Source organism: Bradyrhizobium sp. Kon10 (genome assembly GCF_055807395.1).
The window spans coordinates 29876-46637 of record NZ_JBVVOZ010000003.1 but is presented as its reverse complement, the minus strand read 5'-3'; the positions used below and the strand labels follow the sequence as shown (position 1 = coordinate 46637).

The following is a 16762-nucleotide window of genomic DNA, read 5'->3' as shown; positions in this document are numbered from 1 at the left end:
GGGGCAGCCGGCGTATTCGTGTCATGCGGCAACCGATGTGAGGTCACCATGAACGAGCAAGTGCAACCCGCGGGCGGCGATCCGCTGTTCAATCCGCTGTCGCCGGATTTCATTCGCAATCCCTATCCGCATTATGCGCGGCTGCGCACCACCGAGCCGGTCCACGTGACGCAGTTCGGATCGTTCGTGACCAGTCGTCATGCCGAGGTCAGCCTAGTGATGCGCGACAAGCGCTTCGGCAAGGATTTTGTCGAGCGCACCAAGCGCCGCTATGGCCCCGAGATCATGAGCGAGCCGGTGTTCCGCAGCATGGCTCATTGGATGCTGCAGGCCGATCCGCCCGACCACACCCGCCTGCGCGGCCTCGTGGTGAAGGCCTTCACCGCCCGGCGGGTCGAAGACATGCGGCCGCGCATTCAGGCGATCGTCGATCAGGCCATCGACGCGGTGATCGACCGCGGCCACATGGACCTGATCGAGGATTTCGCCTTCCGCCTGCCGGTCACCATCATCTGCGAGATGCTCGGAATCCCGGAGGATCATCGCGAGGTCTTCTACAACAGCTCGCGCGATGGCGGGCGGCTGCTCGACCCGGTGCCGATGTCGCCCGAGGAGATCGCGAAGGCCAACGCCGCCAACATGATGGCGCAGATGTACTTTCAGCAGCTGTTCGAGTTGCGCCGCCGCACTCCCGGAGACGATCTCATCACTCAGCTCGTGCAGGCCGAGGAGGACGGCAGCAAACTCAGCAATGAAGAGTTGACCGCCAACATCATCCTGCTGTTCGGTGCCGGCCACGAGACCACCGTCAACCTGATCGGCAACGGCCTGCTGGCGCTTCATCGCAATCCCGACCAGCTTGCTCTGCTGAAGGCGCAGCCGGACCTGATCACCAACGCGATCGAGGAATTCCTGCGCTACGATTCCTCGGTGCAGATGACCGGGCGCGTCACGCTGGAGGAGATCGACGATCTCGGCGGCGTCAAGGTCCCCAAGGGCGAGACCGTGCTCTGCCTGCTCGGCTCGGCCAACCGCGATCCGGCAGTCTATCCGGACCAGCCCGACCGCCTCGACATCACCCGGCCCAATGTCAGGCCGCTGTCGTTCGGCGGCGGCATCCATTTCTGCCTGGGGGCCCAATTGGCGCGGATCGAGGCCGAGATCGCCATCGCCACGCTGCTGCGGCGGCTGCCGGATTTGCGCATCGACGACGTCGAGAACCCGGAATGGCGGTCGACCTTCGTGCTGCGCGGCCTCAAGCAGCTTCCGGCAAGCTGGTAATAGCCGTCAGCGTTGGTTCTACGAGCGCTCTACCTCATCCTGAGGAGCCCGCCCTAAAGGCGGGCGTCTCGAAGGATGGCCGCAGGCGGGGGCCTCTATGGTTCGAGACGGCGCTTGCGCGCCTCCTCACCATGAGGATCCCGCACCGGGGTTAACCGCCGCGCCCAACAGTCGCTGTGACTTCGCCACACTTCCCCCTATATAAGAGGCTGTTCCGGCGCGCCTGAAGCCTCTGCGGCCAAGGTTTGGCGGCCAAGGTTTGGCCCGGTTGCCGGTTTGGCCGAGGGGAGACCCGTGCAGACGACGCTGCTCGGATTGGCGATTGCCTTCATCTTAGCGCTGCTGGCCGCGTTGATCGGGCCTTACTTCGTCGACTGGAACCAGTTCAGGCCCCAGTTCGAGGCGGAGGCGAGCCGTATCATCGGCGTGCCGGTACGGGTGGCGGGCGAGCTGGACGCGCGGCTGCTGCCGGCGCCGACGTTGCGGCTGCGGGCGGTCACCTTCGGTGGCAACAACGATCTCGGCCGGCTGCGCGCCGACAAGCTCGACGTCGAGTTTAGCCTGAGCTCGCTGATGCGCGGCGAATGGCGCGCCACCGAGCTCACCGTCAACGGCATGGCGGTGGATCTCGGCCTCGACGCCAAAGGACGGGTCGACCTGCCGTCGACCGCGAGCGGCACCTTCAATCTGGCCTCGCTTGCCATCGAGCGGCTCAACCTCACCGGCCGCATCGCGCTGCATGACGCCGCCAGCCATTCGACACTGGAGCTCAACGACATCGCCTTCTCCGGCGACGTGCGCTCGCTCGCCGGCTCCGTGCGCGGTGACGGCAATTTCACCGCCGGGCGCACGCGCTATCCGTTCCGCATCTCCTCCGGCCCGAGCCCCGACGGCAGCGCCACCCGTCTTCACCTCAACATCGATCCAGGCGAGCGTGCCATTTTGGCCGATCTCGAAGGCGTGCTTGCCTTCGACAACCGCCTGCCGAAATTTGAGGGCGCGTTGACGCTGGCCGTGCCGGCGACACGGAAGCCGGGCGAGAGCGGGCCCACGCCCTGGAAGCTCACCGCAAAGCTCAAGGCCGACCCGGCCGGTGCCAAGTTCGACCAGATCGACGCGAGCTTCGGCAATGATGACGCAGCGCTGAAGGTCGGCGGCGTCGGTGATCTCAGGTTCGGTGCGTCGCCGCTGCTGCGCGCGGTGCTGTCGGCGCGTCAGGTCGATGCCGACAAGCTGGCCGGCAAGGATGATGCCGAGCCGCTGCGCATCCTGCCGGCGCTGCGCGCGGGCCTCGCCGCGATCCCGCAGGCACCGATCCCGGCGCAGATCGAGTTCAATTCCGACCAGATCATGCTGGGTGGCCGCCCGCTCCAGAACATCTCGGCGGAGCTGACGACTGACGGAAGATCGTGGACGTTCCAGCGACTGGATTTGCGCGCGCCCGGCATGACGCAGTTGGCGCTGAACGGGGCCGCGCCGGGCTCCGACAGTTTCAGCGGCCGCCTCAGCGTCGAATCCTCCGATCCTGATACGCTGGTGGCCTGGCTCCAGGGCCGCAGCGAGGTCAACCGCCGCAGCACGCGGCCGCTGCGCCTGGCAGGCGATGTGACCATCGCCGCAAACCATTTCGCGATCGAGAAGCTGAAGGCCGATATCGAAGGCGGCACTGTGGAGGGACGGATCGCTTTCGTGCAGACCGGCGCGAACAAAGGCTCGCGGATCGACGCCGAGCTGAAAGCGGACCGGCTCGACCTCGATGCCGCCGCGAGTTTTGTCCGCGCGCTGGCGGGACCGCAGGGCGAATGGCCGGAAGAAGCAAAGCTCTCGCTCGACGTCGGCCGCGCGATCTCCGCCGGCCAGGAGCTGCGGCCGTTCGCGGCCAGGCTCGGCTATGGCGCGACATCGCTGTCGCTGGAGCAGTTGCGGTTCGGTCAGGCGAACGGTGTGACCACCGAGGCGAGCGGCAGCTTCGACCGCACCCAGGCGACGGGCCGCCTCGCGCTGAAATCCTCGGCCAACTCGCTGCGCGATCTCACCGCGCTGCTCGAGCCGATCGCGCCCGCGGTGCGCGCGCGGTTCGATGCTCTCCCGTCACCGCCCGGCGCGACCCGCCTCAAGCTCGATCTCAGCCTCGACAAGAACGCCGAACATGCCGGCCGCAGCGACGCCCGCGCCGTGTTCGACCTCGATGCGCCGCAGCTCAAGGCCATTGCGACACTGGCTGCGCAGACGCCGGCGGCCGCGCTCAATGGCATCGACATCGACCGCCTCCGCAACAGCGACTTCACGCTGGACGCGAAAGTGTCGACGCCGCAGGCGGGTGCGCTGCTGGCGCTGCTCGGCCTCGATCGCATCGTCGCCGCAGGCGAGGGCGCCTCGCAGTTCGAAGGAAAGCTGAGCGGCGCGTGGCGCCGGCCGCTGCAATTGAACGCCAAGCTCAGTGGCGGCGCGCTGAAGGCGGATGCCCTGGGCAGTGTCGAATTGTCTGGGCCGGAGCCCAAGGCCAATGTGAACTTGCATGTGCGCAACGCCAATCTGGCACCGCTGTTCGGGACCAGTCCGGCCGACAAATCCGCCCAGAGCGTCAGCCTGTCCTCCCGCCTCACGCTGTCCGGCAATCGACTGACCTTTGACGATCTCGACAGCGCTGCCGCCGGTTCGCACCTGCGCGGCCATCTCGCCATGACCCTGGATCAGGAGAAGAGCGTCGATGGCGAAGTCGGGCTGGACACGCTCGATCTCATGCCCACGCTCGCGGTGGCCCTGGGTGCGGCCGGACGAGACGCTGGAGAGCCGCTGAGCGCGGGACTCGTCACGGGCTGGCGTGGCCGGATCGCCTTCCAGGCGTTGCGCGGAACTTTACCGGGCGCAATCGAGCTGCGTCCGTTCAGCGGCACGATCAGGAGTGACGGCCAGTCGCTCGCGCTCGACGCGCTCAAGGGCAGCATTGGGGGCGGCGAGATGACCGCAAGCCTCGATGCGCGCAACGGCGCCAACGGCCTTGCGCTGAGTGCGCGCGTCGATCTCAGCAATGTCGATGCGGCGAGTTTGCGCTACCGCGATCTCGCTTTGCCGAAGGGGCGCGCGTCGCTGCAGATGGCGCTGACGAGTCAGGGCCGCAGCGTCGCGGCGCTGACCGGCGCGCTCGCCGGCAACGGTACCGTGACGCTCGACTCGGCTGAAATCAACGGGCTCAATCCGCGTGCCTTCGAGATCGCCATTCGCGCCAGCGACAGCGGCCAGGTCTCCGACGACAACCGGCTGCGCCAGCTGGTCGACCCGGCGCTCTCGGCAGGCCCGATCACGGTCGCTTCCGCGCAGATCCCGTTCACGATTCGCGACGGCCGGCTGCGCGTCGGCGCCACGCCGCTGGAAGCGAAGAACGCCCGCGCCATCGTTTCCGGCGGTTACGATATTCCCGCGGATCAGGCCGATATCCGCGCCAGCCTGACGCCGATCATGACCGGGCTCTCCGGCGCCCCGCCGGAAATTCAGGTGTTTGCGGCGGGCCCGCCCGACAAGCTCAACCGCAGCGTCGATCTCGCGCCGCTGTCGTCATGGCTTGCGGTGCGCACCATCGATCGCGAGACGCGCCGGCTGGATGCCATCGAGCGCGGCGAACCGCCGCCGGCCACCGCCGCACTGCCGACGCTGGTCCCTCCCGACCCCGCGCCCGAATCGTCGCTCACCGATGTGCCGATGCCTGGTCGCGATCCGCGCCGCGCACCGCCGAAGCCCAAATCTGAGCCAAGGTCTGAGCCAAAGACCGAGACAAAGGCCGAGCCAAGGGTCGCGCCGACGCCGAAGGCCCCGCAGGCCGCGCCCGCCGCGCCGAGCCCGCCGCTTGCGAGCCAGCAGATCGCGCCGCTGCCGCCGCCGATCGAGGTGAGGCCGGCCCCGGGCCCGCCGCCGCCAAGGCCCAAGCCGAAGCCGCCGCTGGTGCTGACGCCACAGAATCCGTAGAGCAGGTTTGGTTTGCACTGAACGGGCCGCGGGCTCGCTTGACCTCGCCCGCTTGCGGGAGAGCATAGGCCGCCTTTGACGGCCGTCATCTAAGAACGCCAAGGCGCCGCCTCGGCTATGCCGAAGGCGCGGGTGAGGGCTTTGTCCGCTGGGGGATCGTCCCGCTGCGGAGACACCCTCACCCCAACCCTCTCCCGCAAGCGGGAGAGGGAGCGCACCTTCCGTGTTACGCGCCGCTAAACCCATTCCCCTGCATTTTAACGAATTTTGCCCGGCAAAACTGATCTGCCGGTTTTACCGGATTCTCGCGTTTGTTCCCTAGTGTCGGTTCCAGAGGAAGTCGGCGTCCTGCCGATCAAGGCACAGGGCGAGCCGCCAAGGACTGGGGTGATCGACATGAACGGGGCGAAATCGCTTCTACACGATCTGGACGATGCCATCGCACGCGGCACCGACGAAAGCCGGGTGAAGGCGTTGTGGCATGCGACCGATATTTTGATCACCGGCCGCTATAGCGACGACGAGATCAGCATGTTCGGCGAGGTCATCGGGCGGCTCGCCGACGAGATCGAGGTCGCTGCGCGCACGCAGCTCTCGGAATTGATGGCGGCCTGCGATCACGCGCCGCTCAACGTCGTCGAAAAACTCGCTCTCGACGACGAGATCGACGTCGCCGGTCCCGTATTGCGCGACTCCACCCGGCTCGACGAGAAGATGCTGGTCGAGAGCGCCATGACCAAGGGCCAGTCGCATCTGCTCGCGATCGCCCAGCGCAAGTCGATCGGCGAGGCCGTGACCGACGTGCTGGTCAAGCGCGGCGACCAGGCCGTCGTGACCTCCGTTGCCAAGAACGAGGGCGCGCGTTTTTCCGGCTCGGGCCTGCTGCACATGGTCAGGCGCGCCGAGGGCGACTCGATCCTCGCCGAGCAACTCGGCCTGCGCAAGGACGTGCCGCGGCACATCTTCCAGCAGCTCATTTCCAAGGCGTCCGAAGACGTCCGCCGCCGGCTCGAGCACGAGCGGCCCGAGATGATGGCGCAGCTCCAGAGTTCGGTCACCGAGGTCACCGGCGATTTGCAGTCCAAGTTCGGGCCGTCCTCGCGCAGCTACTTCGTTGCCAAGCGCGTGGTGACGACGCAACACCGCCAGGGCAACCTCAACCAGGATTCGATCTCGAACTATGCGCGCCAGCACCGTCTCGACGAGGTGCAGATCGGCCTGTCGCTGCTCTCGGCGCTGCCGGTCGACGTGATCGAGCGCGCGATGATGGACCGCAACCGTGAGATCCTGCTGGTGCTGTGCAAGGCGCTCGATTTCTCCTGGGACACGACCATGTCGCTGCTGTTCCTCGGCGCCAAGGATCATTTGATCACGGCGCGTGAGCTCCACGACAACGAGCGCGATTTCGGCCGGCTCAAGACCGAGACCTCGCGCAGCGTCCTGAAGTTCTACCAGTCGCGCAAGAACAACGCCGGCGCCGATCCCGCCCAGGGTCGTCAGCCCGAGCTCCACATGCACTGAGCAGGTGCGCTGAGCCTCATTCGGGAATTGGCAGGAGAGTATTTGCAATGTTGCCTCAATTCGGCACCGCGATTCGCAAGACCAAGAGCCTCAACGCCGACACCGGCGGGTCGGCTCCGGACAAGGCTTCCGTCGACGCCGCATGGCTCGCGCTGGAAGCCGCCAACGATCTCGGCGATCACGCCGCGATCGAAGCCTGTCGCCGTGTCATCGATGCCGAGCTGAACGGCACCGTCGCCGACAGCTCGGATATCGATCTCGTCATGGGGTATTTCAGGTAGGGCGTGGGCCTTCGGGGGTAGATCTCCGGGTCTCAGCCGCAATTCCAGACCGCGCCGATCGGGGTGCGCGTCCAGCACGGACCGAAGCTGCCGCCATTGTAGCGGGGGCCGGCAAAGCCGGGCCGGCCGAAATAGTGCCAGTCGCCGTCGTAGCCGTAATAGGCAGGCACCGGGTCGATATACCAGGGACGCCGGTTGTTGCGCGCGTAGCGCCGCAGTCCATTCTTCTGCACGAAGAGCGGTTGGCTGTTGCTGAGCGGTTGCCGATAGCCTGGCAGGAAGCCATAGCCGTGCCAGCTTTGCGCCGGCTTCTTGTGGGCGGCCGCAGCCGGCGCGGCCATCGGGAGCAGCGACAGGACGGCAGCAACAAATAGACATGCAAGGCGCGACATGGATCGACCATAGACAGCCAATTGCGGGAACGCCATTCAAATCCGGGTGCGAATTTCTTGCAGATTCGCACGAATTTTGTGGATGACGGCATGCTCGGTTCGGGACACGTGGCTAGTCGAATCGCAAGCTAGCTCTCCAGCATCGATCGAACGGCCCGAGCGAGATCAGCGGTGCGTTCCACCACATGATCTGCGCCCGCCGTTTCAAGCTCATCCCGGCTGCCATATCCCCAAAGCACGCCAACGCCGCGCATCCGGACCGCGTGGGCGCCGACAATGTCGTGCCGGCGGTCTCCGACCATGACCGCGTCCGCCGCGATCAGGTCCTGTTCGGACAGGATTTGGGCGAGCAATTCAGGCTTGTGATCGAGTTTGCCGCCGTCGACCGAGCCATAGATTCCGTCGAAATATCCGGCGAGATTCAAGTACTCTGCGATGCGTCGGGCAAAGACCTCGCGCTTCGACGTGGCCATGTAGAGGCGTAAGCCCGCCCGCTGCATCTCTCCAAGCGCCTCGCCGATGCCGGGGTAAAGCTCGCTTCCGAGAAAGCCGCTTTCGCCGTAGTGCCGGCGATAGGCGATCACCGCCGTGTCGAGGCGGTCGTCGTCATATGTCCGCAGCAAAGCGCGCAGCACGTCTTCGAGCGGCGGCCCGATGAAGGCCGTAATGTCCAGCGTTTCGTCAGGAGAATGTCCTAGCGCGCGCAGCGCCGCGAGGCAGCTTGCGGCAATGCCGGGCCGGGAATCGATCAGTGTCCCGTCGAGATCAAGCAGGACTGTGTGGCGTCTGGACATCTTCGAACCGTAACATCGTTATGGCCATGCGACCCAGTGCGTAGGTTGGGGAGAGCTCTTGCGAAACCCATCGCTGCCTCCGAGCTGAAGCGTGATGGGTTTCGCCTTCGCTCTGCCCATCCTACGAGCGGACCATTGGGGCGTACTGGTCGTTATTGGCTTCGCTCACCGCCGAATGCGGTAAATCGCCACCTCGTTGCCGTGCCGCTGCGTGCTGCGCTCGAGGACATAATTCGATTTCTCCAGCACGCGCCGGGACGCGGCGTTGCCGACAACGATCAAGCCGATCAGCGACGGCAACGCCAGTTGCGACAGTCCGACATGCGTCAGCGCGGTCGCGATCTCACTTGCCAGTCCCTGGCCCCAGAGCGTGCGTTTGATCGCATAGGCAATCTCGATCTCGTCTGTGTCATCCACCAGGATGTGCCGGAGTCCCGCTCGCCCCGCGAACGCTCCGTCTCGCGTTCTCAGTGCCCAGAGCCCGAAGCCGTGCTGATCCCAATGGGCCATGTTGACGGTGAGATACGACTTCGTCGCCTCGGCCGAACGTACGCCGCCGATGTAGCGGGACACCTCGGGATCGAGGTGAAGCGCAACGAGATCCGCAAGGTGGTGTTCGGCCAGTCTCTCGGCGGTGAGGCTGGTGGTTGTGAACTGATCCATGAACCAGATAGCCGATGTCGAGCTGGTCACGATGCCGGGGACAGCCGATGATGGCATCGTGAACCTGTTTTCCCCGACGGGTCAACCGTGGCAGTGAGGAGCTCGGATTTCGATTGGCTCCATTCGCGTTACGGCCAGAGATTTCGTACATGCGTAACCCGTTGATCTCACAGCTTCCGTCTACTGTGCATGGGGTTGTTTTCGCAGTTTTGGTTTCGAGGGACCTATCCCACCCCTAACGCCACCGCGACATTGTAGGTCAGAAAGCTAGCGGCATAGGCCAGCACCAGCATGTACCCGAACGTCGTCGCCATCCAGACCCAGCTTCCGGTCTCGCGCCGGATCACGGCCAGTGTGGACGCGCATTGCGGAGCGAAAATGTACCAGGCGAGCATCGACAGCGCGGTCGCGAGCGACCATTTCGTCGCCAGCACCTGTCCGATCTGCTCGGCGGCTTCCTTGCCGCCTTCGATCGCGTAGACGGTGCCGAGCGCTGCGACCGCGACCTCCCGCGCCGCCATGCCCGGGATCAGCGCCACCGCGATCTGCCAGTTGAAGCCGACCGGCGCGAGCAGCGGCGCGATCGCGTGACCGATGATCGCGGCCAGGCTGAAGTTGATGGCAGGCTCGGTGGCACCCGCCGGCGGCTGCGGGAACGAAGCCAAAAACCAGATCAGCACCATCATCGAGAAGATCGTGGTGCCGGCGCGGTGCAAGAACATTTTTGCGCGCGTATAGACGCCGATCGCGATCGATTTCAGGCGCGGCATCTTGTAGTCGGGCAGCTCCAGCATGAAGGGCGCCGGCGCGTAGTCGCGCAGCATGAAGAACTTGATCAGGAACGAGACCAGCAGCGCGCTGATGATGCCGGCGGCGTAGAGGCCGAACATCACGAGGCCCTGGAGGTTGACGAAGCCCCAGACGTCCTTCGCCGGAATGAAGGCGGAGATGATCAGCGTATAGACCGGAATGCGCGCCGAGCAGGTCATCAGCGGCGCGATCAGGATCGTGGTCAGCCGGTCGCGCTTGTTGTCGATCACCCGCGTCGCCATGATGCCGGGAATAGCGCAGGCAAAGCTCGACAGCAGCGGAATGAAGGCGCGGCCGTGCAGGCCGGCGCCGCCCATGATGCGGTCCATCAGGAACGCGGCGCGCGCCATGTAACCGAAATCTTCCAAGAGCAGGATGAACAGGAAGATGATGATGATCTGCGGCAGGAACACGACCACGCTGCCGACGCCGGAGATCACCCCGTTCTGAACGAAGCTCTGCAACAGGCCGACGGGGAGGGTGGCGTGCACGAACTGGCCGAGCGCATCGAAGCCGGAGTTGAGCAGCTCCATCAGCGGCTGCGCCCAGGCGAACACCGCCTGGAACATCACGAACAGGATAGCCGCGAGCACCACGAGCCCGCCGACGGGATGCAGCACCACGGCGTCGATCCGCGCGGTCCAGGTGTCGGGGCTAGCAGGCAGGCTGACGCAGTCGGCGATGATGCGGTCGGCGTCGCGCTGCGTGGCGCGCAGCTCGGAGACGCTGAGCGCGCGCCAGCTGTTCTCGGCGGGCTCGGCCGCGAGCCTTGCCGAGATATCGTCGGTCAGGTTCAAGAGGTCGGCGGTGCCGTTTTTGCGCACCGCGATCGATGTGACCACGGGCACGCCGAGCTCCTTGGCGAGCCGCTCGACGTCGACGCTGATACCGCGTCGGCTCGCGATATCGAACATGTTGAGCACCAGCAGCAGTGGCCGGCCGGTGCGCTTGAGTTCGAGCAGCAGGCGGATGGTCAGCCGCAGGTTGGTCGCATCGGCGACGCACAGCACAAGATCGGGCAGCGCCTCGCCCGAGGCCTTGCCGAGCACGAAGTCGCGGGTGATCTCTTCGTCCGGGCTGCGGCCGCGCAGCGAATAGGTGCCGGGCAGGTCGACCACCGAGACCTGGCGTCCCAACGGCGTGACGAAGAAGCCCTCCTTGCGTTCCACCGTGACGCCCGGATAGTTCGCGACCTTTTGCCGGCTGCCGGTCAGCGCATTGAACAGCGAGGTCTTGCCGCTGTTTGGCGTGCCCACCAGGGCGAGATGCAGCAGGGGTGCTTCCATGTGCTTAAAGGCCTTGGATCAAATATCCGGTCGCTGTCTACGCGACGATGATGGCCATGGCTTCGCGACGGCGCACCGCGATGGTGATGTTGTCGACGCGAACCGCGATCGGGTCGCGCCCGACCAGCCCCTCGTGCAGGACCTCGACCCGGGCCCCCTCGACGAAGCCGAGCTCGATCAGTCGGCTCTCGAGCTCGATGTCCGAGAGCGCCGAGCCTGCGTCCTTGGCGGAAAGGTGCTGAATGACGCCGGTGTAGCCGCGCTGGGCCAGACCCAGCGGCAAAAGCGGGCGCGTATCATGGGTGTCGGTCATGCCCTGTATTTTCAACGCAAGGCATCGAGGTCAAGCGCGCTCGCTCGCGGAAGCTGCACCTTAGAGCGATTTTAAAGTGCGGATCACGAAAGTGTGGGGCAAGCACCCCGGCGCTTACTGGGCCGGGACCTTTTCCGGCTGGACCGCCATGGCGCGGCTCTTGAAGTAGTCGAGCACGAACAGCCGGATCGCCGAGGATAGATTGCCCTGCTGACGACCGCCGTCGATTTCGCCAACGAGCTCGGACAACGTCATGTTGCGCAGGCTCGAAATCTCCTTCATGCCGTTCCAGAACGCCTCTTCCAGGCTGACGCTGGTCTTGTGGCCGGCGACCACGATTGATCGTTTCACGACCGGCGACTTCATGGCTGCTCCTCGCGATCGATCCGGTGCTGGTCCAGACGCTCCTTCGCCTGGTCCGCCCGCGTCTCCTCCGCCGACCGCTCCGCCTTGGTGCGGCCGAACTTCGCCCGGTTGGCGTCCGCCTGCTTCGCCGAGGTTTCCCGCTCGGCGCGCTTCCTGAAACGATTCAGGTTGATGACGTTCCCCATGCCGCGTCTCCATCACCCGATCCTTTCCAGACAGGATGAAACATCCAGAAACCAGGCGCCGCACCGCGCCCCAAGAGACTTGATCTGAGACTTGATCGCCATTCGCTTCTCCTCGTCAATCGGCCTGTCAGCCATCAAACGATGAATTTCGCCCCCCGCGAGGGGGGAGACGAATGCGTAGCACGCATCCTTGCCGCGACATTGACGGTAATCAAATCCTCTCCGTTAAGCCTCATAATTGTGAGCGTCGGGGCTCCGTATCACTACGGATGACTATCGGAATTCGGAATTTATCCCGGCCTCGTCATCTTGTCCGGCTGCACCAAACGATCGAACTCGTCCGCCGAGACGAAGCCCAGCCGGAGCGCTTCTTCCTTCAGCGTGGTGCCGTTGGCGTGCGCGGTCTTCGCCACCTTGGCTGCGTTGTCGTAGCCGATCTTCGGCGCGAGTGCGGTGACCAGCATCAGCGAACGCTCCATCAGCTCCTTGATGTGCTTTTCGTCGGCGCGGATACCGCTGACGCAATGCTCGGTAAAGGAGCGCGCGGCGTCTGCCAGCAGGCGGATCGAGTGCAGCATGTTGTAGGCCAGCACCGGCTTGTAGACGTTCAACTCGAAATGGCCCTGGCTGCCGGCGACCGTGATCGCGGTGTGATTGCCGAACACTTGGCAGCACACCATCGTCATCGCCTCGCATTGCGTCGGATTGACCTTGCCCGGCATGATCGATGAGCCCGGCTCGTTCTCCGGCAGGACTAGTTCGCCGAGACCGGACCGCGGGCCCGATCCGAGCAGGCGGATGTCGTTGGCGATCTTGAACAGCCCCGTCGCCACCGAATTGATGGCGCCGTGCACCAGGACATACGCGTCGTTGGAAGCCAGCGCCTCGAATTTGTTGGCGGCGCTGGTGAGGGGCAATTTGGTGATCGTGGCCGCGTGCTTGGCGAACAGTTTTGCAAAGCGAGGACTCGAGTTGAGCCCGGTGCCGACGGCGGTGCCGCCCTGCGCCAGCGGATAGAGGTCCTTCACCGCAACCTTCAGCCGCGCGATCCCGCTTTCGACCTGCGCGGCATAGCCGGAAAACTCCTGGCCGAGCGTCAGCGGCGTCGCGTCCTGGGTGTGCGTGCGGCCAATCTTGACGATCCTCGCAAACTCTTTCTCCTTCTTGCGAAGCGCGCTCAGCAGTTCACTCAGCGCGGGAACGAGGTCGTCCGTGATGCGGCCGGCGGCCGCGATATGCATCGCGGTCGGGAAGGAATCGTTCGAGGACTGGCTCATGTTGACGTGATCGTTGGGGTGCACCGGCTTCTTGGTGCCGAGTTCGCCGCCCAAAAGCTCATTGGCGCGGTTTGCGATGACCTCGTTGAGGTTCATGTTGCTCTGCGTGCCCGAGCCGGTCTGCCACACCACCAGCGGAAAATGGTCGTCCAGCTTGCCCTCGATCACCTCGCGGGCGGCGCGGATGATGGCGTTGGCGCGGCGCTGGTCGAGCAGCCCGAGTTCGAGGTTGGACTGTGCCGCGGCGAGCTTGACGATGCCGAGCGCATGCACCAGCGAGATCGGCATGCGGTCGATGCCGATGCGAAAATTGTGGCGCGAGCGTTCAGTCTGGGCCCCCCAATAGCGATCGGACGGGACCTCGACCGGGCCAAAACTGTCGGTCTCGGTGCGGGTCGCGGAGCGTGAGGGGCGGGCAGTCTCTGATCCGGCGGTCTTGGCCATGAGCACATCCATTCTGCCGCACGAAATATCGCGCGGCCTCTTCATGTGCTCATCTATATACGGACCTGGACCGGCGCGACGATCTCACGCCCAACCTGGATCATTTCTTGCGGAAACGATCGAGCCGCACGACTTCGGCGCCGCCCTGGCTGGGCGGGGTCGGCTCCTCCGTGGTCTCCGCCTTGTCGCCGACGGGCGCGGGGACCGACACGGCTGAAGCAGCGGGGGGCGCCGGCAAGTTCTCGGGCGCGACATCGGCGACGTCGGAGGCCTCGAACTGGAGGCCGAATTTCACGGACGGGTCGAGGAAGCTCTTGATGGCGCTGAACGGCACGATCAGCCGCTCCGGAATGCCGCCGAAGGACAGGCCGACCTCGAAGCGGTCTTCGAGCACGGTCAGGTCCCAGAACTGGTGCTGGAGGATGATCGTCATCTCTTCCGGATATTGCGCGAGCAGCCGCGACGAGATCTTCACGCCGTCGGCCTTCGAGGCGAATGTGATGAAGAAATGATGCTCGCCCGGCAATCCGCTGGCCGCTGCATCGGTCAGCACCTTACGCACCACCCCGCGCATCGCGTCGGTTGCCAGCACGTCGTATCGGATATGGTCGGTCGCCATGGTGGTCCTGTTGCATTCCAGGAGACGGGCCCTGCCGGCCCGACTCGCCAAGCCGCAATAGTACCGCGCCTGACGGGTCAGCAGGAGTCCCCGCCGGGAAGGAAATAAGAGGTAAGTGGAGGCTTCTGTTGCCAGGTGCCTCCGAACCCCGCCTAACGGAGCTTAACCCGTTAGGACTTCAAGATGGTCTTTCAAACTGCGTTACGCAGCCTGAGCAACCGGAGCAAAGTTGTCGTTGGCAACTATTGCATAGCCCGATAACGGCGGAACAATACCGGGAAAAAGTTCGCCCTTTACGCCCTCGTCGATCCTATTTCGCCCCCGCCAAAACCCGCCTCTCGGCAGGCTGAAGCCCGAAAATCGGTGGGCTTTGGTGGAGGCGCCGGGTACCGCCCCCGGGTCCGAATGGTTTATTGCGACGACCGTTTATTTCCATAGCCGGCGAACCGGCACCCCCAATATAGGGGGCAAACATTTCAAATGACAGGTGTTTCGAGCGGGAATCCCGCGGTTCCCTTTGGGATAGGTTGCGGACGGCCTTGGCCCGGCGGCGGACCGCGTTCTAAGCTGTTGGCATGTCCCCGGATTCAGCACCGGCCGCGCAAGTGCCGGATCTCACCGCCGTCCACAGCCTTCCGCCCAGCCTGCCGGCGCTGTTCATGGCCTTTGCCCGGATGTCGCTGGCCGGTTTCGGCGGGGTTCTGGTGTTTGCCCGGCGAGCCATGGTCGAGCAGCACGGCTGGATGACGGCGGACGAGTTCAACGAGACCTTTGCGCTCTGCCATTTCCTGCCCGGGCCCAATATCGTCAATCTGTCGATGGTGTTCGGGTCGCGGCTGCGGGGCATCGCCGGGGGCGTTGCCGCCTTTGCCGGGCTGTTGCTGCCGCCGACACTGATCATGACCGGGCTCGCGATCGTCTACGCCCGTTTCGGCGATGTGGACGTGCTGCGCCGCAGCCTTGCCGGCATCTCCTGTGCCGCGGTCGGCCTGTTAATCGCTGTGGTGTTCCGCATGATGACGCCGCTGTTCAAGCGGATGGACGCGGTCGCGCTCATCCTGATGCTCGCGGTGTTCACAGCAATCGGCGTGCTTCGCCTGCCGCTCCAGGCGGTGCTGCTGGTGGCGATCCCTCTCAGCATCGCGGTGAGCTTCGTCGTGCGACGGAAGGTAGCAGCATGAGCAGCGAGAATCCGATCTGGGCGTTGATCACCACCTTTGGTCTGATGTCGCTGTTCGCGGTCGGCGGCGCCGCGGCCGCGGTACCCGAGATGCACCGCATCGCGGTCGACGTGCATCACTGGATGACCGACAAGCAGTTTGCCGACGCCTATGCGATCGCGCAGCTCTCGCCCGGTCCCAACGTCCTGATCGTCACGTTGATTGGTTACGCGGTCGCGGGCATTCCCGGCGCGCTGGCCGCAACGCTGGCGATGTGCCTGCCAACGGCGTTGCTTGCCTATTATGTCAGCCGGCTCCTGAACCGACCGAGCCAATCGCGCTGGCCCGCGCTGATCCAGGCTGCGCTGGTTCCGCTCTCGATCGGCTTGATGGCCGCGAGCGCCTTGATCCTGGCCCAGGCGACTGATCGCGGCAGTGCTGCGCTGCTTCTGACCGCGACGGTTGCAGTGATAGCATCCGTCTCGCGCGTCAATCCGTTGTGGCTTCTGCTCGCAGGGGGCGTGTTGGGTTTTGCTGGCATTGTGTGATGAAAATCGCTACGCAATGACCCGGGCGGGGGGAACGATTTCCAGCCGATTAGAACAACAGTGCTCGTGACTTAGGAGTCGCGGAGGAGACATGCATGGCCGATACAATGGGCCACTCGGCGACAGCAACCAGAAACACTTCGGTCGCGATCGGTTTCTGCCTGCTGGCCCTGGCGCCGCAGATTTTCGAATTCATCTGGACGATCGGAACCATCTTTGGCTGGGGCGGCGGCCGTGGCCCGGCCACAGTCCTGATCAGCCATGCAACGGCGCTGTTCGCAGGCGCACCTGCTGCGCTGCTCGGAGCCGTCGGTGGTGACACCAAGAAGGCGTCGTCCGATGTGCTGCTCGCGCTGATCTATTCCTATCCGCTGTTTGCGGTGGCGATCCTCACGATCTTCATGACGATCAGGTCGGCACAGGACTATGTCGGCGGCATCGTTCTGATGGCGCTCGCATTGTTCGCGCTGTGGGCCTCGAGCGATCTGCAGGGCATGCGCGGCTTCTCCTTCGGCGCAGGTACGGCGCCGCGGATGTTTGGCGGGCTGCTTGTCGCGCTCGGCGCCGGGATCGCGTTGACGGGACTGCTAACCGACGGGCCGGCGATGGCGCACTATGCCTGGCGCGGGCCCCTGTTCGTCATGATCTCGATTGTCTTCTTCGCCCTGGCGATTCGTCCGCTTGGCGTGGTGGTCACCGCCTTCACGAGCTTCCTGATCGCGGCGATGGGCACGCATGAGACGCGTTGGGTCGAAGCGATCATCGTCGGCGCCTGCCTGACGCTCGGCTGCGCGCTGCTCTTTCCCTACGTGCTCGGGCTGCCGATGCCGATGTTCCCGCGCTTCCTGGCTCAGTGAGG

The 16762-nt window shown here is 64.9% G+C and carries 16 protein-coding genes and 1 other RNA gene; 7 read left to right on the top strand and 10 right to left on the bottom strand.

Annotation, left to right across the window (positions count from 1 at the left end; genetic code table 11):
- Positions 1 to 48 precede the first annotated feature (48 nt).
- From AC0L2O_RS05600 to AC0L2O_RS05585, 4 genes are all read left to right on the top strand, one after another.
- Positions 49 to 1281, top strand: a complete 1233-nt coding sequence (locus AC0L2O_RS05600) for a cytochrome P450 (RefSeq protein WP_473368994.1) — start codon at positions 49 to 51, stop codon at positions 1279 to 1281.
- A 294-nt stretch (positions 1282 to 1575) separates the two neighbouring features.
- Positions 1576 to 5244, top strand: coding sequence for an AsmA family protein (locus tag AC0L2O_RS05595; RefSeq protein WP_473368993.1), 3669 nt, complete (start codon positions 1576 to 1578; stop codon positions 5242 to 5244).
- A gap of 396 nt (positions 5245 to 5640) precedes the next feature.
- Positions 5641 to 6765, top strand: a complete 1125-nt coding sequence (locus AC0L2O_RS05590) for a DUF2336 domain-containing protein (RefSeq protein ID WP_473368992.1) — start codon at positions 5641 to 5643, stop codon at positions 6763 to 6765.
- A 47-nt stretch (positions 6766 to 6812) separates the two neighbouring features.
- A complete protein-coding gene (locus AC0L2O_RS05585; protein ID WP_473368991.1) occupies positions 6813 to 7046 on the top strand; it encodes a hypothetical protein in 234 nt (77 codons plus the stop codon).
- Positions 7047 to 7078: 32 nt separating this feature from the next.
- Here AC0L2O_RS05585 and AC0L2O_RS05580 read toward each other — a convergent pair whose 3' ends face one another.
- The 10 genes from AC0L2O_RS05580 to ssrA form a co-directional block, all read right to left on the bottom strand.
- On the bottom strand, positions 7079 to 7438 hold the full coding sequence (locus AC0L2O_RS05580) for a hypothetical protein (RefSeq protein ID WP_473368990.1): 360 nt from the start codon (positions 7436 to 7438) through the stop codon (positions 7079 to 7081).
- Positions 7439 to 7566: 128 nt separating this feature from the next.
- Positions 7567 to 8232 (bottom strand): HAD hydrolase-like protein, encoded by a 666-nt coding sequence (locus AC0L2O_RS05575; protein ID WP_473368989.1) that lies wholly within the window; start codon positions 8230 to 8232, stop codon positions 7567 to 7569.
- A 165-nt stretch (positions 8233 to 8397) separates the two neighbouring features.
- A complete protein-coding gene (locus tag AC0L2O_RS05570) occupies positions 8398 to 8895 on the bottom strand; it encodes a GNAT family N-acetyltransferase (RefSeq protein ID WP_473368988.1) in 498 nt (165 codons plus the stop codon).
- 224 nt (positions 8896 to 9119) lie between these two features.
- On the bottom strand, positions 9120 to 10991 hold the full coding sequence (feoB, locus tag AC0L2O_RS05565) for a ferrous iron transporter B (protein ID WP_473368987.1): 1872 nt from the start codon (positions 10989 to 10991) through the stop codon (positions 9120 to 9122).
- Between the two features lie 37 nt (positions 10992 to 11028).
- On the bottom strand, positions 11029 to 11304 hold the full coding sequence (locus AC0L2O_RS05560) for a FeoA family protein (RefSeq protein ID WP_369721788.1): 276 nt from the start codon (positions 11302 to 11304) through the stop codon (positions 11029 to 11031).
- A 114-nt stretch (positions 11305 to 11418) separates the two neighbouring features.
- Positions 11419 to 11670 carry a ribbon-helix-helix domain-containing protein gene (locus tag AC0L2O_RS05555; protein WP_369721789.1) on the bottom strand — a complete coding sequence of 84 codons (252 nt, stop codon included), beginning with the start codon at positions 11668 to 11670 and terminating at the stop codon, positions 11419 to 11421.
- On the bottom strand, positions 11667 to 11855 hold the full coding sequence (locus AC0L2O_RS05550) for a DUF4169 family protein (RefSeq protein ID WP_369721790.1): 189 nt from the start codon (positions 11853 to 11855) through the stop codon (positions 11667 to 11669). The genes AC0L2O_RS05555 and AC0L2O_RS05550 overlap by 4 nt, the downstream gene beginning before the upstream one ends.
- Before the next feature lie 290 nt (positions 11856 to 12145).
- The gene (fumC, locus tag AC0L2O_RS05545) at positions 12146 to 13588 is read right to left on the bottom strand and encodes a class II fumarate hydratase (RefSeq protein WP_473368986.1); all 1443 of its coding nucleotides are present in this window, start codon (positions 13586 to 13588) and stop codon (positions 12146 to 12148) included.
- Positions 13589 to 13676: 88 nt separating this feature from the next.
- A complete protein-coding gene (locus AC0L2O_RS05540; protein WP_473368985.1) occupies positions 13677 to 14195 on the bottom strand; it encodes an SspB family protein in 519 nt (172 codons plus the stop codon).
- Between the two features lie 114 nt (positions 14196 to 14309).
- Positions 14310 to 14685: a transfer-messenger RNA gene (ssrA, locus tag AC0L2O_RS05535) on the bottom strand.
- Positions 14686 to 14770: 85 nt separating this feature from the next.
- Between ssrA and AC0L2O_RS05530 the strand changes: the two genes are divergently transcribed.
- The 3 genes from AC0L2O_RS05530 (at position 14771) to AC0L2O_RS05520 (ending at position 16760) form a co-directional block, all read left to right on the top strand.
- Entirely contained in the window at positions 14771 to 15376 is a 606-nt protein-coding gene (locus tag AC0L2O_RS05530; RefSeq protein WP_369721791.1) for a chromate transporter, read from the top strand.
- A complete protein-coding gene (locus AC0L2O_RS05525; protein WP_473368984.1) occupies positions 15373 to 15903 on the top strand; it encodes a chromate transporter in 531 nt (176 codons plus the stop codon). Before AC0L2O_RS05530 ends, AC0L2O_RS05525 begins: the two co-directional genes overlap by 4 nt.
- Before the next feature lie 95 nt (positions 15904 to 15998).
- Positions 15999 to 16760 (top strand): tripartite tricarboxylate transporter TctB family protein, encoded by a 762-nt coding sequence (locus tag AC0L2O_RS05520; RefSeq protein ID WP_473368983.1) that lies wholly within the window; start codon positions 15999 to 16001, stop codon positions 16758 to 16760.
- Positions 16761 to 16762: the final 2 nt, after the last annotated feature.